Raw genomic sequence first — 16,220 nt, forward strand, 5'->3', positions numbered from 1 at the left:
CCGGACGGGATGGACGCTGCTTGGTCTGGGGCGAGCGCTGCTTACCTGGCGCGCCAGGTGGCGGCCACCCGTCCGGGCTGCAACATTGCGACATCAGCGTCCGGCTGCGCCGCACCACTGGACATCGCCGCCGCGGTGCGCTTTGCTTGCAGGCTCCCCCATTCATGGGCGGCGCCGCCGGCGTGGCGCCGCCGTCCGGACGAGCATGCATTCGATCGAAGTGGTCTTGGCGATGTTGCTGGCCGTGGTGGCCAGCGGCTACCTGGTGCGCGTACTGCCGTTTTCGCTGCCGTTGCCGCTGGTGCAGATCGGCCTGGGCGCGATCATCGCCGGCGTGTTCAAGAAGGGTTATGCGCTGGAGCCGGAGCTGTTCTTCCTGCTGTTCCTGCCGCCGCTGCTGTTCCTGGACGGCTGGCGCATCCCCAAGCAGGGCCTGTTCCGCGACAAGGGCGTGATCCTGGAACTGGCGCTGGGCCTGGTGGTGTTCACCGTGATCGGCGCCGGTTTCCTGATCCACTGGATGATCCCGACCATGCCGCTGGCGGTGGCGTTCGCGCTGGCCGCGGTGGTGTCGCCGACCGATCCGATCGCGGTGTCCTCGATCGCCGCGCGCGCGCCGATCCCCAAGCGGCTGATGCACATCCTGGAAGGCGAGTCGCTGCTCAACGACGCCTCCGGCCTGGTCTGCTTCCAGTTCGCGGTGGCCGCGGCGATCACCGGCACGTTCTCGCTGGCCGATGCCTCGCTGACCTTCCTGTGGGTGGCGCTGGTCGGCGTGGCCGCCGGCATTGCGGTGGTGGTCGGCACCAGCCTGGCGCAGCGCTGGGTGTGGCGCCAGGTCGGCGAGGAGCCGGGCGCGGCGATCCTGGTCAACCTGCTGCTGCCGTTCGCCGCCTACCTGCTGGCCGAGGCGATCAACGCCTCGGGCATCCTCGCCGCGGTCGCCGCCGGCATCGCCATGAGCTACGTGGAGCTGAGCGGCCGCGCGCCGGGCAGCATGCGCGTGCAGCGCTCGGCGGTGTGGGACATGGTGCAGTTCACCCTCAACGGCATCATGTTCGTGCTGCTCGGCGAGCAGTTGCCGGGCATCGTGCAGGGCGCCATGCACAACATGGACGAAGCCGGCCACCTGGACCCGTGGTGGCTGCCCGCCTATGCGCTGGCGATCTACGTCGGCCTGCTGCTGCTGCGCTTCCTGTGGGTGTGGCTGTCGCTGCGCTGGACCCTGCTCAAGGCGCGCCGTCGCGGCGAGGACCGGCAGAGCCCGCCGTGGCGGATCGTGGTGGCGACCTCGCTGGCCGGCGTGCGCGGCGCGATCACCCTGGCCGGCGTGCTGACCCTGCCGCTGGCCCTGCCCGGCGGCGCCGCGTTCCCGGCGCGCGACCTGGCGATCTTCCTGGCCAGCGCGGTGATCGTCACCTCGCTGCTGGTCGCCAGCATCGGCCTGCCGCGGTTGCTGCGCGGCCTGGAGTTGCCGGAAGAGCCGACCGATCGCCTGGAGGAAGACCTGGCCCGCCGCGAGTCCTCGCGCGCGGCGCTGGCGGCGGTGGAGAAGCTGCGCCAGCGGCTGGTGCAGGACAGCGAGCACGCCGATCTCTACAACGAGGCCGCCAACCGGGTCAGCGCGCTGTACCAGCGCCATCTCGACCATGGCGAGGCGATGGAGAGCGATCCGGAGGAGGCGCGGCGCCTGGACGCGGTGCTGCGCCAGCTGCGGCACGCCGGCCTGCAGGCCGAACGCCAGGAACTGTTCAAGCTGACCCGCCAGCGCAAGATCTCCGACGAGATCGCCCGGCGGCTGATCCGCAACCTGGATCTGCTGGAGGCGCGGCGCAAGAGTTGATCGACGGCCGGGAATGGGGAGTCGGGAATGGGGATTCGTGAAAGCGGCTTCCTGGCGTCGTTTTGGGCTCGCCGCGATGCCACTTTCGGCGCGCGCCGGTTCACTGCTCGTCGCTTTCTACCCGCCAGGGGCGCACGCCGGCCTGCGCCCCTGGCGCTGTGTGGTCTGTTGCAAGCCGCGTGGCTAGCGCATCGCGCTAGGCGTCCTCGGCCAGCGGCGGCAGCCGTCGCGGCACCGGGGTCGACTTCACGATGGCGGAGTTGGTTTCGGCGCGATCGGAGACTTTTGCCAGGATGCTGTCCAGGTGCGCGATGTTGCGCAGGTACAGCCGGCAGATGAAGCAGTCCTCGCCGGTCACCTTGTCGCACTCGACGAATTCCGGGATGCGCTGCAGCAGTTCCTCCACCAGGTGCAACTGCCCCGGCAGCGGTTTGACCCGCACGATCGCCTGCAAGGTGTAGCCCAGCGCGCGCGGATCGAGCTCGACCGTGAATCCGGCGATCACGCCCTGGTGCTGCAGCCGGCGCACGCGGTCGGCGGTTGCCGGGGCCGACAGGCCGATCTGCCGGGCCAGTTCGCTGGTCGCCATGCGCGCGTCTTGCGCCAATGCAGCCAGGATGGCGCGGTCGATCGCGTCGAGTGGGGCGATGGCGGGAGGGGAAAGGCGGGTTTGCATAGCGGCCTTCCTTTTTTAGGTGAATTCCGTAATTCGCCTAAGTTTAAGCATATATTCGCGGAATTTCGGTTTCTACAATGACGGCTGTTCGCAGCATTGAAAGGAACCGGGATGGCCTCGAACGAGATTCGCCGTGGTGCGGCCGAGATGGTCGTGGCCATGCTCATGTCCGGCACGATCGGCTGGCTGGTGGTGTCGTCGCGGCAGTCGCCGGTCAATGTGGTGTTCTTCCGCTGCCTGTTCGGCGCCGCCACCCTGCTCGTGCTCTGCGCGGCGCTGGGCCTGTTGCGGCGCAAGGCGTTCTCGCCGCGGATGCTGGCGCTGGTGCTGCTCGGCGGGATCGCGATCGTGGGCAACTGGCTGCTGCTGTTCGCCGCCTACGGCCGCGCGTCGATTTCGATGGCCACCGCCGTCTACAACACGCAGCCGTTCATGCTGGTCGGGCTCGGCGCGCTCGTGTTCCGCGAGCGCATCAGCGCCTCGACCGTGGGGTGGCTGGCGGTGGCGTTCGTCGGCCTGGTGGGCGTGGTGCGCATCGCGCCTGCGGTGCTCGCGGTGCCGGGCGAGTACCTGCAGGGCGTCGCCCTGGCGCTCGGTGCCGCGTTTCTGTACGCGGTGTCGTCGATCGTCACCAAGCACCTGAAAGGCACGCCGCCGCATCTGCTCGCGCTGCTGCAACTGGGCATCGGCATCGTGTTGCTGGCGCCGTTCGTGCATTTCGATGCCTTACCTGCCCGTCCCGGCCAGTGGCTGGACCTGGTCGTGCTCGGCGTGGTCAACACCGGGGTGATGTACGTGCTGCTGTACGGCGCCATTCAGGCGCTGCCCACCGCGATGATCGGGGCGCTGTCGTTCATCTATCCGGTGGTGGCGATCGCGGTCGATCGCATCGCCTTCGGGCAGTCGCTGGCGTGGACGCAGGTACTCGGGGCGCTGCTGATCCTGCTGGCGGCGGCCGGGGTCAACTTCGGCTGGCGCGTGCTGCCGTGGCCGCGCCCTGCGCGACCGGCCGTCGTCGACGTCGACACCGGACAAGGCTAACCAGGCGTCGCCACGGCCAAGACGGTCACGTTGCCCTGCGTGTGCAGGCACTGGCCGACGTACTGTCCCGCACGCGGGAGAGTGCTTCCGCCGGATCGGGATTTATCCATCACGAGCCGGCTTCTACCCTGGGGGCCGTTTCCGCAGCCGCCGCGCGCCCAGGGAGTTCCCGTGTCGCCGATCATTTCCGTACAACACCTGACCAAGACCTACGCCGGGGGTTTCCAGGCACTGAAGGGCATCGACTTGGAGATCCATCGCGGCGAGATCTTCGCCCTGCTCGGTCCCAACGGTGCCGGCAAGACCACGCTGATCAGCATCATCTGCGGGCTGGTCAATCCCAGCAGCGGCCGGGTGCTGGCCGATGGCCACGACATCGTGCGCGACTACCGCGCCGCGCGCGGCAAGATCGGCCTGGTGCCGCAGGAACTGGCCACCGATGCGTTCGAGACGGTGTGGGCGACGGTGCGCTTCAGCCGCGGCCTGTTCGGCAAGCCGCGCGACGACGCCCATCTGGAGCGGGTGCTGCGCGAGCTGTCGCTGTGGGACAAGCGCGACAGCCGCATCTCCACCCTGTCCGGCGGCATGAAGCGGCGCGTGCTGATCGCCAAGGCGCTGGCGCACGAGCCGTCCATCCTGTTCCTGGACGAACCCACCGCCGGGGTCGACGTGGAGCTGCGCCACGACATGTGGCAGATGGTGCGGCGCCTGCGCGAGCAGGGCACCACCATCATCCTGACCACGCACTACATCGAGGAAGCCGAGGACATGGCCGACCGCGTGGGCGTGGTCAATCGCGGCGAACTGGTGCTGGTGGAGGACAAGCGCACGCTGATGCGCAAGCTCGGCAAGAAGCAACTGGCGCTGACCCTGCAGGCACCGCTGCACGCGTTGCCGCCGGCGCTGGCGGCGCAGCCATTGGAGCTGTCCGCCGACGGCACGACACTGACCTACACCTACGACGCGCAGGCCGCGCAGACCGGCATCGGCCCGCTGCTGCGGCAACTGGAGGCGCAGGGCGTGGAGATCAAGGATCTGCAGTCCAGCGAGAGTTCGCTGGAGGAGATCTTCGTCAACCTGGTGCGGCCGGCATCGGCCACTGCGGAGGTGCGCGCATGAACCTGCACGCGATCGCCGCGATCTACCGCTTCGAGATGGCGCGCACCTTCCGCACGCTGACCCAGTCCATCGCCTCGCCGGTGCTGTCGACCTCGCTGTACTTCGTGGTGTTCGGCGCGGCGATCGGTTCGCGCATGGGCGCCATCGACGGTATCAGCTATGGCGCCTACATCATCCCCGGGCTGGTGATGCTGTCGCTGCTCAGCGAAAGCATCTCCAACGCCTCCTTCGGCATCTACATGCCGCGCTGGGCCGGCACCATCTACGAGGTGCTGTCGGCGCCGGTGGCGTGGTGGGAGGTGGTGATCGGCTACGTCGGCGCGGCGGCCAGCAAGTCGGTGCTGCTGGGCCTGCTGATCCTGCTCACCGCACGCGCCTTCGTGCCGTACGAGATCGCGCATCCGCTGTGGATGTTCGGCTTCCTGGTGCTGACCGCGCTGACCTTCAGCCTGTTCGGCTTCATCATCGGCGTGTGGGCCGACGGCTTCGAGAAGCTGCAGGTGATCCCGCTGATGGTGATCACGCCGCTGACCTTCCTCGGCGGCAGTTTCTACTCGATCAACATGCTGCCGCCGCTGTGGCAGAAGATCAGCCTGTTCAACCCGGTGGTGTACCTGGTCAGCGGCTTCCGCTGGGCGTTCTACGGCAAGGCCGACGTGCACATCGCGGTCAGCCTGGGCATGACCCTGGCGTTCCTGGCGCTGTGCCTGGGCGTGGTATGGGCGATCTTCCGCAGCGGCTATCGGCTCAAGCCCTGAGGCGGCAGCGGGGGCCGCGGCGTGCGGCCGTGCGTCGCAGCAACATGCCGGCAGGCGCGGCGCCTGCCGGCGGTCGCGATTACTTGGCGTCGAGCCAGAAGGCTTCGACCGTGCCCTTGACCTTCATGGTCATCGGGTTGCCGCGGCGGTCGCGCGCCTTGCCGACCTGGACGCGGATCCAGCCTTCGCTGATCGAGTACTCCTCGACGTTGTCGCGCTCCACGCCGTTGAAGCGGATGCCGACGCCGCGCGACAGCGTCTCGGCATCGTGGAAGGGGCTCTGCGGGCTGACCGCCAGGCGGTCGGGGGGCGTGTCGGACATCGTGGTGGCTTCGCGTGGCGGCGGACAGCGCCGTCTTCCGGGCTGCGAAGGATAAACGCCTGCGGCGCCGTTGCCGAGTTCCGTGCGCTTCCGTCGCCGCGGCGGGCACGGCACACTTGCACCTTCCCTTCCATCCGCCGGCTCACGCCATGCCCGACAACAGCACCGATTACGACGATCCCGACGATCTGCACGACGAGCTCGACGACGATCCGGACACCCAGCAAGGGCTGATCTGGAACCTGCTGCTGCTGATCAATCCCGGCGACGAGGAAAGTGCGCTGCGTCAGTTCAACGCGTTCCGCGAAGCGCGCGCCGAGCACGAGGGCGAAGAGAACGACGGCTGGTTGTGGACGCTGAAGGATGCCATCGACTGGAGTGCCGGCTTCTACGTGGACTGGAAGGACACCGAGTCGCTGATCGGCGCGATCGACGAACTGGCGACGCGCTGGAACCTGCGCATCGATTGGGGCGGCGACGTGGACGACGAGGACTTCCTCGACAGTCATGACGTGCCGGCGCTGCTGAACGTGGCCTACGACCGCCTGCGCGAACACGGCTACACCCTCTGGTGCTGGGACACCGAGGGCGATGCGTACGCCGGGTGGATGGCGCTCAGCCGCGACGACGAGGACATGCGGCGCCTGGCGGCGCTGCTGGACATCGAACTGCGCCCGGGCAGCGATCCGTTCTAGGCGGACGTGGCGCCACCGTTCACGGCGCCTCGCCGCGCGCCTGCGCACGTGCATTGCGGATCAATGCTTTCAGCAGCTCGCGGTCGCTGTGTCGCGAGACCGGCACCGCGCCCAGACGGATCGCGTCGTCGCGCAGGGCGGCGGGCACGTCGTAGTGCGCGCCGCTGAGCTTGTTCTGGAAGGCGCGGCGGGGGATGCCCAGCCGCGCCGCCATGGCGTGCAGTTCGTCCAGCGTGTCGGCGAGCAGGTGGCCCCAGCGCTGGCCGCGCCAGGGATGCACCGCATCGTCGATGTAGACCGCCACGCGCCAGGTCAGGCCGGCTTGTGCGTGCCGTCGGCATCCGCCACGGCGTCGGTCGCCGCGCTGCTGTCGGCCTTCACCGGGTCGGCATCGCTCGTCTTCTTCTCGGCGTCCGCATCCGCATCCGCGTCAGTCTCGTCCTCGTCCGCATCCTCTGCCGTGCCGTCGCCCGCCGCGAACTCGGCAACCAGCGCGTCCAGGTACTCGGCCGGGGTCTGGCCGGCCTCGGCCGCCAGCGCGTCGATCATCTGCTGCAGCTGCGTGGAGTAGTCCAGGGTGATGGTGTTGCCTTCCTGCTCCTGCAGGTTGGCCAGGTGCTTGAGCATCGCCAGCATCGGCACCGGATTGTCGGCATTGCCCATGGTCTGGCCACCGACCGACAGCAACCACTGGCGACCCTGCAGGCCGATCGCGGCCAGCACGCGGCCGCTCTCGTTCTGCAGCACGGCGTGGTTGGCGATGGGCTGCTCGCGGCCCAGGCGGGCGAAGGGGCGCGGCGACTGCTGCTTCTTGCGCTTGTCGCGCTTGGCTTTGGATTGCTTGGACACGGCGGTCTCGTTGGCGAAGTGGCGGCCATTGTAAGCGCCGCGCCGTGTGCGGTCCCGCCGGGCCGGTGCGGTGCGGCGCGGTCGTCGCCCGCGCGCGCGGTGGCGGCGCGGTCAGCGCGTGTTGGTCGCTGCCGGGGTCCCGCCGGGGGCGGCGGTGCTCGCCACCGGTGCGCTGCCGTTGATGCTGCGCAAGGCATCGCGCGCGGCCGCGGCCGCGGCCTCCGGCGAGGTCGTGCGCGGCTCGGCGATCTGCACCGAGGCCTTGCCGGAGGTCGCGGCCGCGGCCGTCGGGGCAGCGCCGTTGCTGGCGGCAGGCGCCGCCGCGGGCGCGCCCTTGCCGGCGGCCGCCGCGTCGCTCAGGTCCGGCACCTTGGTGTCGGCGTCGGGCTGCACCGTGCCCAGGGCGACGCTGTGGTCGCCGTCGGCGGTGGCGGCGTCCTCGGCATCCTTGGTCATCACCACGATGCTGATGCGGCGGTTGATCGGATTGTTCGGCACCTGCTTGTCGAACAGCACCGAGGAGGATAACCCGACCACGCGCGAGACCTTGTCCTCGCCCATGCCGCCGGCGACCAGTTCGCGGCGCGCGGCATTGGCGCGGTCCGCGCTCAGTTCCCAGTTGCTGTAGCCGTTCTTGCCGCTGTACTGGGTGACGTCGGTGTGGCCGGTGATGCTGATGTGGTTGGGCACCTGGTTGATGAAGCCGGACAGCTCGTGGAGGATGCCGCGCGTGTAGGGCTTGAGCACCGCGCTGCCGATGTCGAACATCGGCCGGTTCTCCTTGTCCACGATCTGGATGCGCAGGCCGTCCGGGGTCAGGTCCAGCAGCAGTTGGTCTTTGAACGGTTCCAGCGCCTGGCTCTTGTCGATGGCTTCCTTCAGCTCCTGCATCAGCGTTTCCAGGCGCTCCTTTTCCTTCTCGCGCTGACTGCTCTTGCTGTTGTCGTCGCCCTTCAGGCTCTTGCTGCCGAACGGATCCTTGTTGTTGCCGCGCTGCATCTCGCCGGCACCGCCGAGCTTGATCATCGAGGTGCTGGCGCCGCCGGGGCCGGCCATGCCGGGACTCGGCGCCGGGCTCTTGCCGGCCAGCGGGCTGGGATTGCGGAAGTATTCGGCGATCGCCGCGCGCTGTTCCTTGGTGGTGGCCGCCACCAGCCACAGCACCAGGAAGAACGCCATCATCGCGGTCACGAAGTCGGCATAGGCCACCTTCCACGCGCCGCCGTGGTGGCCGCCGCCCTGGACCTTCTTGACCCGGCGGATGACGACGGTGGATTTGGTCTCGGCCATGACCGCGTTACTTGATCGTCTTCAGATGCGATTCGAAGTCGGCGAAGCTCGGCCGCACGTCGGTCGGCAGGGTCTTGCGCGCGAATTCGAGGGCGATCTTCGGGTTGTAGCCGCGCAGGCAGGCCAGCAGCGCGGTCTTCACCGATTCGAAGATGCGGCTGTCCTGCTCGGCGCGCGCTTCCATCGCCGCCGACAGCGGCGCGACGAAGCCGTAGGCCAGCAGGATGCCGAGGAAGGTGCCGACCAGCGCCGCGCCGACGTGGTGGCCGATCTCCTCGATCGGACCGCCGATCGAGCCCATGGTGATGACGATGCCCAGCACCGCGGCGACGATGCCGAAGCCGGGCAGGCCGTCGGACACCTTGCTCAGCGCATGCGCCGGCGCCATCGCCTCGTGGTGGTGCTTCTCCAGCTCCAGCTCCAGCAGCGGTTCCAGTTCGTGCGGCTCGATGTTGCTGCCGATCATCAGGCGCAGGCAGTCGGTGATGAAGTCGAGCAGGTGGTGGTCGGCCAGCACCTTCGGGTAGTTGCCGAAGATCGCGCTGTCGGCCGGGCGCTCGACGTGGTCTTCCAGGGCCATGAAGCCGTCGCGGCGCGCCTTGTTCAGCAGTTCGTAGATCAGGGTGAGGGTGCTGCGGTAGTCGTCGGCCTTGTACTGCGGGCCCTTGAACACGCCCAGCACGCCGGAGAGCGTCGCCTTGACGATCTTGCCCGGGGTGCTGACCAGGAACGCGCCCAGCGCCGCGCCACCGATGATCATCAGCTCGTAGGGCTGCCACAGCGCGCCGAGTTTGCCGTGCGACAGCACGTAGCCGCCGACCACGCTGATGATGACGACGATGAAGCCAACGATGATGAGCATGGCGGGGCAGCCTGCGGGCCGAAGCGGGGACGCTCTAGATGTCGGCCCCGCCGCGCCATTCTGAAGGTGTGAACTGTGCCGGGTTTTTGGCGGCGGCCGCGCCAGCGCCGGTCTTCAGCCGGTCATGCCGCTGTCGTGGCGGACGCATTTGAGGGTCTCGCCCAGGCCGGCCAGGGTCAGTGTGGCCTGGTCCGGCTGCGACTGCCGGAAGGTATTGCCCAGGGCGTCGGTGTAGCGCGCGCCGGTGGCGCCGCCGGCATCGGTGCGCTGCATGTCCAGGCGGGTGCCGCGCACCTGCAGGGCCAGGCGCTCGCGCGCCGGATCGGCGGCCGCCTGCACCAGTTCCTCGCCGCAGCGCCACTGCATGGGCAGGGCATCGGCCTGCAGGCCGGGCGCGGCGGCCGGTGAGACCGCCGCCGCGGGGGCGGCCTGCATGGGCGGGGTGGGGCTGCGCTGGCAGGCGGCCAGGAGGAACAAAAGGGGAAGCGACGAGGTACGCATGCCGGTGGTCTCCCTGTGGCGGCGCGGCTGCGCCGGAATCAGGCCGGTTCGGTCTCGCCGCCGCCGCGGTGCAGCGGGTTGGGCAGCGCCTGGCCCTGTTCGGTGAACTGCAGCGACACCGAATTCAGGCAGTGGCGCTCGCCGCTCGGCGGCGGGCCGTCCGGAAACACATGGCCGAGATGGCTGTCGCAGCGGGCGCAGACGATCTCGGTGCGGATCATGCCGTGGCTGGTGTCGCGTATCTCGCGCACGTGGTCGGGGTGGTAGGGCGCGAAGAAGCTCGGCCAGCCGGTGCCGGAATCGAACTTGGCGCTGGAGCGGAACAGCGGCAGCCCGCACATCCGGCAGGTGTAGACGCCCTCCAGCTTGTTGTCCAGGAACACGCCGCAGAACGGCGCTTCGGTGCCGTGCTGCAGCAGCACCCGGCGTTCCTCCGCGTTCAGTCCGCCGATCAACTGCTCGCGCTCGGCAGCGGTAGGAGGCGTGAGGTCGAATCGGCTCATGGCGGGGCCCGTGGCTGGAGGAGGGGAAAACAACATGAGGGCTGTACGGGGTGGATCAAGCGCGCCGCGCCGCGTCGACGCCGAGTCGGCGATGCGCTAGCGTGGAACGCTCTCTTGCGGCCCGTCGATGGAGCCACCGTGAAGCGCCTGCTGCCCTGCGTTGCCATCGCCCTGCTCGTGCCGGCACTCGCCGCCGCGCAGAGTCTCCAGCCAGTCCCCGGCGCACCGGCCGGCAATCGCGACGCCAACACCCTGCAGTCCGCGCCGCCGCCGGCGCCCTCGGTGGCCAGCCGCCTCGACGAGCGTCCGCCGGCCTCGACGACCGCCCCCAAGGCCGCGCCGGTGCCCTCCAGCCTGGACGACCGGCCGCAAGGAAAGGCCCGGCACACGCGTCCGGCCAGTCCGGCGGTACCGGCCGCCGCGCTCGCCGACCCGTCCGCACGCCGCCCGGTCCGCCTCTACGACCGCCGCGGCCAGCTGGTGCCGGGGGCGATGCAGGTGGGGCCGAACCGCGCGCTGGATACCCGCACCGGCCGTTACTACGACACCGTGCCCAGCGGCGACGGGGTCCGCATCCAGGACTGAGCGCCTGCGCCCCGGCGGCGAACGCGCGGCGAACGCCGCGTGGCCGCCATCCTCACAAATCGGTTCCTAGACTGGCGAACCGGCCGCGACTGCCGCGGCGCCACGTTTTCGCAGGAGAACCGATGAGCAAGCTTCCCGACAACACCCTGATCGTCGTCGCCGACCGCACCAGCGCGCGCCTGTTTCGGGTCAACCTGGCCGGCGAGACCGCGCTGCTGGAGCAGACCGAAGTGCTGAACCCGACGCCGATCGAGGGCGTGGAGGACGGCGACCGGCCGATGACCATGGATGAAGCCGGGTTCGTGCGTCAGATCGCCGAGCGCCTGTACCAGGACGCGTTGCGCGGCGATGTCGAGCACCTGATGCTGGTCGCCGACCCGCACACGCTGGGCCAGTTGCGGCCGCTGCTGCACAAGGAGGTCCAGAAGCGGGTGGTGGCCGAACTAGCCAAGAATCACGCCAATTCCTCGCGCGACGACCTCGAGAAGCTGCTGGTCTCCTGACCCGCATGCATCCGCGCGAAGCGCTCAGTCGGCGATCGGCAGGCTGAGCGTTTCCTTCACTTCCTCCATCACGATGTAGCTCTTGGACTCGCGCACGTGCGGCAGGGTCAGCAGGGTGCTGCCCAGCAGCTTGCGGTAGGACGCCATCTCGCTGATGCGGGCCTTGAGCAGGTAGTCGAAGTCGCCCGAGACCAGGTGGCACTCGAGCACGTTGGGCAGCTTCAGCGCGGCGCGGCGGAACTCCTCGAAGATGTCGCCGGACTTGTAGGCCAGGCTGATCTCCACGAACACCAGCAGGCTGGCCTTGAGGTAGTGCGGGTCCAGCCGCGCGTAATAGCCGGTGATGGCGCCGTCGCGTTCCAGCCGGCGCACCCGCTCGGTGCACGGGGTGGTGGACAGGCCCACCCGCTCGCCCAGTTCGGTGAAGGAGATGCGCCCTTCCTGCTGCAGGATGCGCAGGATCTTGCGGTCGATCTTGTCCAGTTCGCGAAGCCGTGCGGCCATGCGTGGCGGTCTCAGGGGTTTGGCCTGCCGAGTCGGCAGAAGTCAGGGGAAAATCCTGGGTTCTGCTGCCTATACTGCACCGAACTTCTGCCCTGGCGCCATCCAGCCAGGGAATTGATCCGAACGGAGTAGGCGCATGCGGGTTCTGGTTCTCGGCAGCGGTGTGATCGGCACGGCCACGGCGTGGTATCTGGCCCGCAGCGGCTGCGAGGTGACGGTGGTCGACCGCCAGCCGGCGGCCGGGCTGGAGACCAGTTATGCCAATGCCGGCCAGGTCTCGCCCGGCTACGCCTCGCCGTGGGCGGCGCCCGGGGTGCCGCTGAAGGCGCTGAAATGGCTGTTCCAGCGCCATGCGCCGCTGGCGATCACCCCGACCGCCGATCTGCAGCAGTACCTGTGGCTGGCGCAGATGCTGCGCAACTGCACCGCCGAGCGCTACGCCATCAACAAGGCGCGGATGGTGCGCCTGTCCGAGTACAGCCGCGACTGCCTGGACCAGCTGCGTGCCGAGACCGGCATCGCCTACGAAGGCCGCCAGCTCGGGACCACCCAGTTGTTCCGCACCCAGCAGCAACTGGACGGTGCGGCCAAGGACATCGAGGTGCTGCGCGAGTACGGCGTGCCCTACGAGCTGCTGGACCGTGCCGGCATCGCCCGGGTCGAGCCGGCCCTGGCCAACGCACCGGCGACCCTGGTCGGCGCGCTGCGCCTGCCCAACGACCAGACCGGCGACTGCCGCCTGTTCACCCAGCGCCTGGCCGCGATGGCCGCCGCGGCCGGCGTGCAGTTCCGCCAGGGCGAGACCATCGAGGCGCTGCAGGCCGATGGCGACCGCATCGATGGCGTGCGCATCGGCGGGCGGGTGGAGCGGGCCGACCGCTACGTGGTCGCGCTGGGCAGCTATTCGCCGGGCCTGCTGGCGCCGCTGGGCATCCGCCTGCCGGTGTACCCGCTGAAGGGCTACTCGCTGACCCTGCCGATCCGCGACGCGGCGCTGGCGCCCACCTCCACCATCCTCGACGAGAGCTACAAGGTGGCGATCACCCGCTTCGACGCGCGCATCCGCGTCGGCGGCATGGCCGAACTGGCCGGTTTCGACCTGTCGCGGCCGGCACGGCGCCGCGTCACGCTGGAGAAGGTGGTCAACGACCTGTACCCGCGCGGCGGCGACCTGGCCGCGGCCGAGTTCTGGACCGGGCTGCGCCCGGCCACCCCGGACGGCACGCCGGTGGTCGGCGCCACCGGCTACCGCAACCTGTTCCTCAACACCGGCCACGGCACGCTGGGCTGGACCATGGCCTGCGGCTCGGGCCGCTACCTGGCCGACCTGATGGTCTCGCGGCAGCCGCAGATCAGTGGCGAGGGCCTGGACATCTTCCGTTATTCCCGCGGTTCCGCCGCGTCCGTCGCCGAGGCCGTCGCGTGCGCCCAGCCCGTGCATTGATCGATCTCGCCGCGCTGCGCCACAACTACCGCCTGGCCCGCCGGCTGAGCGGCGGCAAGGCGCTGGCGGTGGTCAAGGCCGATGCCTACGGGCACGGCGCGGTGGCCTGCGCGCGCGCGCTGGACGGCGAGGCCGACGGCTTCGCGGTGGCCTGCATCGAGGAGGCGCTGGAATTGCGCCAGGCCGGCATCGCCGCGCCGATCCTGCTGCTGGAAGGCATCTTCGACGCCGACGAACTGCCGCTGGTCGCCGAACACCGGCTGTGGTGCGCGGTGGCCTCGCCCTGGCAGGTGGAGGCGATCGCCGCCTTCGCCGCACCGCAGCCGCTGTGCCTGTGGCTGAAGCTGGACAGCGGCATGCACCGGCTGGGCCTGGCGCCGGAGGAATTCCGCGCCGCGCACGCGCGCCTGAGCGCGCTGCCGCAGGTCGAGCGGCTGGTGCTGATGAGCCACTTCGCCCGCGCCGACGAACTCGATAGCGCGCGCACCCGCGAGCAGGTGGAGGTGTTCCGTCGGGCCACCGCCGGCCTGGCCGGCGAGACCAGCCTGTGCAACTCGCCGGCCCTGCTCGGCTGGCCGGAGCTGCGCAACGACTGGGGACGGCCGGGACTGATGCTGTACGGCGCCGACCCGTTCGCCTCCGCGGCCGCGCTGCCCGGCGAGCTGCGCCCGGTGATGACCCTGCAGTCCAGGATCATTTCCGTGCGCACTATCGCGCCGGGCGAGCCGGTCGGCTACGGCGCGCGCTTCGTCGCGGCGCGTCCGACCCGGGTCGGCGTGGTGGCGATCGGTTATGCCGACGGCTATCCGCAGTTCGCGCCCAACGGCACCCCGGTGCTGATCGACGGCGCGCCCGGCGCACTGATCGGGCGCGTGTCGATGGACATGCTGACCGTGGACCTGACCGACCACCCGCAGGCCGGGCTCGGCAGCGAGGTGCAGTTGTGGGGCGAACAGCCGCGCATCGACGCGCTGGCCGGGCGCTGCAGTTCCAGCGCCTACCGCTTGCTGTGCGGCCTCAAGCGCGCGCCGCGCGTCTATCTCGACGCGTAAGCCAATGGCTGACGGCGCCGGCGCGATACCGGCGCCGCGCGTGCGGCCTCAGCGCTCGGCGACTGCGCTGTCCTTGTTGCGGAACTGGCGGCGCAGCCAGTCGTCGAGCATGCGCTTTTCGTAGCGCAGCGGATCGGTGCTCAGGCCGACCGAGCTGTTGTACAGGTAGCTGGGGTCCATCAGTTTCGGCTGGCCCTGCGCGATCACTTGGCCGTCGGCGCCGTACAGGGTGAAGTCGAGGCTGATCCGCGGCGGGTACAGGTCGCGCATCACCCGCACGTCGTTCCAGTTCGGGCCGTGCCACGGCTCGAAGTCGCCGGCGCGCTTGATGTCGGTCAGCTTGATGTCCAGGCGCTGCCCGGGCTGCAGTTGCTTGGCGGCCTGCTTCTGCAGGTAGGCGGCCAGGTCCTGTACCCAGTCGCCGCGTTCGGCTTCCCAGCGATTGCGGCTCTGCCGCAGTTCGCTGAAGGTGGACGGGTCGGCCCAGCTCACCTGCACCGGGCCGTCGCTGACGAGGCTGCGCGGCGCCTGCGGGTCGGTGACGTTGCGGATCTCGGCGGAGGCGCCGCCCGCCCACAGGCAGGCAACAGCCAGCGCCGTCCAGGCATAGCGGATCTTCATGGCGGATCTCCAGGAGGCGTACGCGCAGTGTGTGCCTGTGCCGGCGCGCCCGCAATCGCGGCGAGGCGCGCGGCGGCGACCGTTGGCCGCGGATTCATCCGCCCGGCATGACGGACGGCTCACATCGCCTCGCCGCCTGCTTCACGGCGCGCGCGGGAGCATGGCCGCCACTCGAGCACGACGGGGATCGCATGAAGACGCCGCTGTTCCACCAGGCCCACACCGGCAGCGATGTGCGCCTGCAGTTCATCGACTGGGCCAAGCGGCATGGGCACAGCCCGGCCAGCGGTGCGGCCGCGTTCGTCGAGCACCAGGCCAACCTGGACGAGGCGGCGCGGCAGTTGCGCCTCAACCCCGGCGACGACGTGCGCCATCTGCTGCGGCGCTACTTGGTCTCGCTTGGCGAGGCGCAGGACGTGGCCGTGCAGTTCCCGCCCAGTTACCACTACCGCAGCCCGCAGGGGCAGAGCTTCCGCTACACGCTGACCCTGGTGCTGGCCGAGGACGGCGTGGAGTGGAAGGCGCGGGTGTGGACCGGCCTGGAGTACCTGGGCCTGATCGTCGGCCGCGGTGCAGGCCCGCGCGCCAACTACACCCGCCTGGCGCGGATGGCGGTGGAGCACGAACTCGCCGGCGACGCGCCGCGTTTCACGCTCGGCTGAGTAATTCAGGAACGTTGTCATGTCCGTCGTCAGCGCACCCGAGCGATCCGTGGTTCCCGAAGAATGCCGCCGGCAATGCCGGCAGCTGGGGCCGGCGCGCGTGCAGCAGTTGCTGGAATCCTCTTCGCCGCCGCCGTGGCGCGAGGAAGCCGAGCGTTGGCTGGAAGAGCAGGCCTTGCGCAGCGCGCGCCTGACCCAGTGGATGGTGCTCGCCGGCATCGGCCTGTCGTTGCTGGGCATCGTGCTGGTGATCGCGTTCTTCTGGTGACATCGTTCGGGCAGGCGCAGCACAGGTGCTGGCTTGACGGCGGCGGAGTGGCTTAACAAGATGGGGGTTTACGCCTTGCCGCTCCTGGCGCATCGTCGTTGCGCCGCGGATGCCGGGCACCG

General features: G+C 69.7%; 21 protein-coding genes. 11 read left to right on the top strand and 10 right to left on the bottom strand.

Translation table 11 applies throughout. The features are described from left to right. Positions 1 to 205 precede the first annotated feature (205 nt). Positions 206 to 1,843: a Na+/H+ antiporter gene (locus ACHWVH_RS03400; RefSeq protein ID WP_017907651.1), complete on the top strand. Its 1,638-nt coding sequence runs from the start codon at positions 206 to 208 to the stop codon at positions 1,841 to 1,843. Positions 1,844 to 2,039: 196 nt separating this feature from the next. On the opposite strand, the gene ACHWVH_RS03405 is transcribed toward ACHWVH_RS03400, so the two are convergent. After that, entirely contained in the window at positions 2,040 to 2,519 is a 480-nt protein-coding gene (locus ACHWVH_RS03405) for an Lrp/AsnC family transcriptional regulator (protein ID WP_320744670.1), read from the bottom strand. 111 nt (positions 2,520 to 2,630) lie between these two features. Between ACHWVH_RS03405 and ACHWVH_RS03410 the strand changes: the two genes are divergently transcribed. From ACHWVH_RS03410 to ACHWVH_RS03420, 3 genes are all read left to right on the top strand, one after another. Continuing rightward, positions 2,631 to 3,560 (top strand): DMT family transporter, encoded by a 930-nt coding sequence (locus ACHWVH_RS03410; protein ID WP_267124094.1) that lies wholly within the window; start codon positions 2,631 to 2,633, stop codon positions 3,558 to 3,560. A 171-nt stretch (positions 3,561 to 3,731) separates the two neighbouring features. Continuing rightward, positions 3,732 to 4,679: an ABC transporter ATP-binding protein gene (locus tag ACHWVH_RS03415; protein ID WP_267124095.1), complete on the top strand. Its 948-nt coding sequence runs from the start codon at positions 3,732 to 3,734 to the stop codon at positions 4,677 to 4,679. After that, positions 4,676 to 5,437 carry an ABC transporter permease gene (locus ACHWVH_RS03420; RefSeq protein ID WP_017907655.1) on the top strand — a complete coding sequence of 254 codons (762 nt, stop codon included), beginning with the start codon at positions 4,676 to 4,678 and terminating at the stop codon, positions 5,435 to 5,437. The genes ACHWVH_RS03415 and ACHWVH_RS03420 overlap by 4 nt, the downstream gene beginning before the upstream one ends. A gap of 79 nt (positions 5,438 to 5,516) precedes the next feature. On the opposite strand, the gene ACHWVH_RS03425 is transcribed toward ACHWVH_RS03420, so the two are convergent. Further along, entirely contained in the window at positions 5,517 to 5,759 is a 243-nt protein-coding gene (locus tag ACHWVH_RS03425; RefSeq protein ID WP_010343635.1) for a DUF3297 family protein, read from the bottom strand. 149 nt (positions 5,760 to 5,908) lie between these two features. On the opposite strand from ACHWVH_RS03425, the gene ACHWVH_RS03430 reads away from it, so the two are divergent. Next, complete coding sequence (locus ACHWVH_RS03430) at positions 5,909 to 6,454, top strand: hypothetical protein (protein ID WP_267100592.1); 546 nt, start codon at positions 5,909 to 5,911, stop codon at positions 6,452 to 6,454. Between the two features lie 19 nt (positions 6,455 to 6,473). Here ACHWVH_RS03430 and ACHWVH_RS03435 read toward each other — a convergent pair whose 3' ends face one another. The 6 genes from ACHWVH_RS03435 to msrB all read right to left on the bottom strand — a co-directional run bounded on the left by ACHWVH_RS03435 (position 6,474) and on the right by msrB (position 10,459). Further along, positions 6,474 to 6,758: a DUF4031 domain-containing protein gene (locus ACHWVH_RS03435; RefSeq protein WP_017915239.1), complete on the bottom strand. Its 285-nt coding sequence runs from the start codon at positions 6,756 to 6,758 to the stop codon at positions 6,474 to 6,476. An 8-nt stretch (positions 6,759 to 6,766) separates the two neighbouring features. Beyond that, a complete protein-coding gene (locus ACHWVH_RS03440; RefSeq protein WP_394686680.1) occupies positions 6,767 to 7,303 on the bottom strand; it encodes a hypothetical protein in 537 nt (178 codons plus the stop codon). A 111-nt stretch (positions 7,304 to 7,414) separates the two neighbouring features. Continuing rightward, entirely contained in the window at positions 7,415 to 8,593 is a 1,179-nt protein-coding gene (motB, locus tag ACHWVH_RS03445) for a flagellar motor protein MotB (protein WP_295935442.1), read from the bottom strand. Between the two features lie 7 nt (positions 8,594 to 8,600). After that, positions 8,601 to 9,455: a flagellar motor stator protein MotA gene (motA, locus tag ACHWVH_RS03450; protein WP_017908926.1), complete on the bottom strand. Its 855-nt coding sequence runs from the start codon at positions 9,453 to 9,455 to the stop codon at positions 8,601 to 8,603. Positions 9,456 to 9,569: 114 nt separating this feature from the next. Then, entirely contained in the window at positions 9,570 to 9,890 is a 321-nt protein-coding gene (locus ACHWVH_RS03455) for a hypothetical protein (protein WP_295969736.1), read from the bottom strand. Between the two features lie 104 nt (positions 9,891 to 9,994). Next, positions 9,995 to 10,459, bottom strand: coding sequence for a peptide-methionine (R)-S-oxide reductase MsrB (gene msrB, locus ACHWVH_RS03460; protein WP_017912901.1), 465 nt, complete (start codon positions 10,457 to 10,459; stop codon positions 9,995 to 9,997). 138 nt (positions 10,460 to 10,597) lie between these two features. Between msrB and ACHWVH_RS03465 the strand changes: the two genes are divergently transcribed. Together ACHWVH_RS03465 and ACHWVH_RS03470 are read left to right on the top strand one after the other, a co-directional pair. After that, positions 10,598 to 11,044: a hypothetical protein gene (locus ACHWVH_RS03465; protein ID WP_150411044.1), complete on the top strand. Its 447-nt coding sequence runs from the start codon at positions 10,598 to 10,600 to the stop codon at positions 11,042 to 11,044. A gap of 122 nt (positions 11,045 to 11,166) precedes the next feature. Next, positions 11,167 to 11,547: a host attachment protein gene (locus ACHWVH_RS03470; RefSeq protein WP_017914941.1), complete on the top strand. Its 381-nt coding sequence runs from the start codon at positions 11,167 to 11,169 to the stop codon at positions 11,545 to 11,547. A 24-nt stretch (positions 11,548 to 11,571) separates the two neighbouring features. Here the strand turns inward: ACHWVH_RS03470 and ACHWVH_RS03475 are convergent, their stop codons facing one another. After that, positions 11,572 to 12,051, bottom strand: coding sequence for an Lrp/AsnC ligand binding domain-containing protein (locus tag ACHWVH_RS03475; RefSeq protein ID WP_017908762.1), 480 nt, complete (start codon positions 12,049 to 12,051; stop codon positions 11,572 to 11,574). A 136-nt stretch (positions 12,052 to 12,187) separates the two neighbouring features. Between ACHWVH_RS03475 and ACHWVH_RS03480 the strand changes: the two genes are divergently transcribed. Together ACHWVH_RS03480 and alr are read left to right on the top strand one after the other, a co-directional pair. After that, positions 12,188 to 13,495 carry a D-amino acid dehydrogenase gene (locus ACHWVH_RS03480; protein ID WP_394686681.1) on the top strand — a complete coding sequence of 436 codons (1,308 nt, stop codon included), beginning with the start codon at positions 12,188 to 12,190 and terminating at the stop codon, positions 13,493 to 13,495. Then, positions 13,474 to 14,547: an alanine racemase gene (gene alr / locus ACHWVH_RS03485; RefSeq protein ID WP_152236525.1), complete on the top strand. Its 1,074-nt coding sequence runs from the start codon at positions 13,474 to 13,476 to the stop codon at positions 14,545 to 14,547. Before ACHWVH_RS03480 ends, alr begins: the two co-directional genes overlap by 22 nt. A gap of 48 nt (positions 14,548 to 14,595) precedes the next feature. On the opposite strand, the gene ACHWVH_RS03490 is transcribed toward alr, so the two are convergent. Further along, positions 14,596 to 15,168 (bottom strand): DUF3016 domain-containing protein, encoded by a 573-nt coding sequence (locus ACHWVH_RS03490; RefSeq protein ID WP_267087569.1) that lies wholly within the window; start codon positions 15,166 to 15,168, stop codon positions 14,596 to 14,598. A 191-nt stretch (positions 15,169 to 15,359) separates the two neighbouring features. Between ACHWVH_RS03490 and ACHWVH_RS03495 the strand changes: the two genes are divergently transcribed. Together ACHWVH_RS03495 and ACHWVH_RS03500 are read left to right on the top strand one after the other, a co-directional pair. Further along, complete coding sequence (locus tag ACHWVH_RS03495; protein ID WP_017914945.1) at positions 15,360 to 15,830, top strand: hypothetical protein; 471 nt, start codon at positions 15,360 to 15,362, stop codon at positions 15,828 to 15,830. Positions 15,831 to 15,849: 19 nt separating this feature from the next. After that, positions 15,850 to 16,098: a hypothetical protein gene (locus ACHWVH_RS03500; RefSeq protein WP_148828011.1), complete on the top strand. Its 249-nt coding sequence runs from the start codon at positions 15,850 to 15,852 to the stop codon at positions 16,096 to 16,098. The last annotated feature ends 122 nt before the right edge of the window (positions 16,099 to 16,220 follow it).

This window comes from uncultured Xanthomonas sp. (assembly GCF_964278005.1).
Taxonomy (GTDB): domain Bacteria; phylum Pseudomonadota; class Gammaproteobacteria; order Xanthomonadales; family Xanthomonadaceae; genus Xanthomonas_A; species Xanthomonas_A sontii.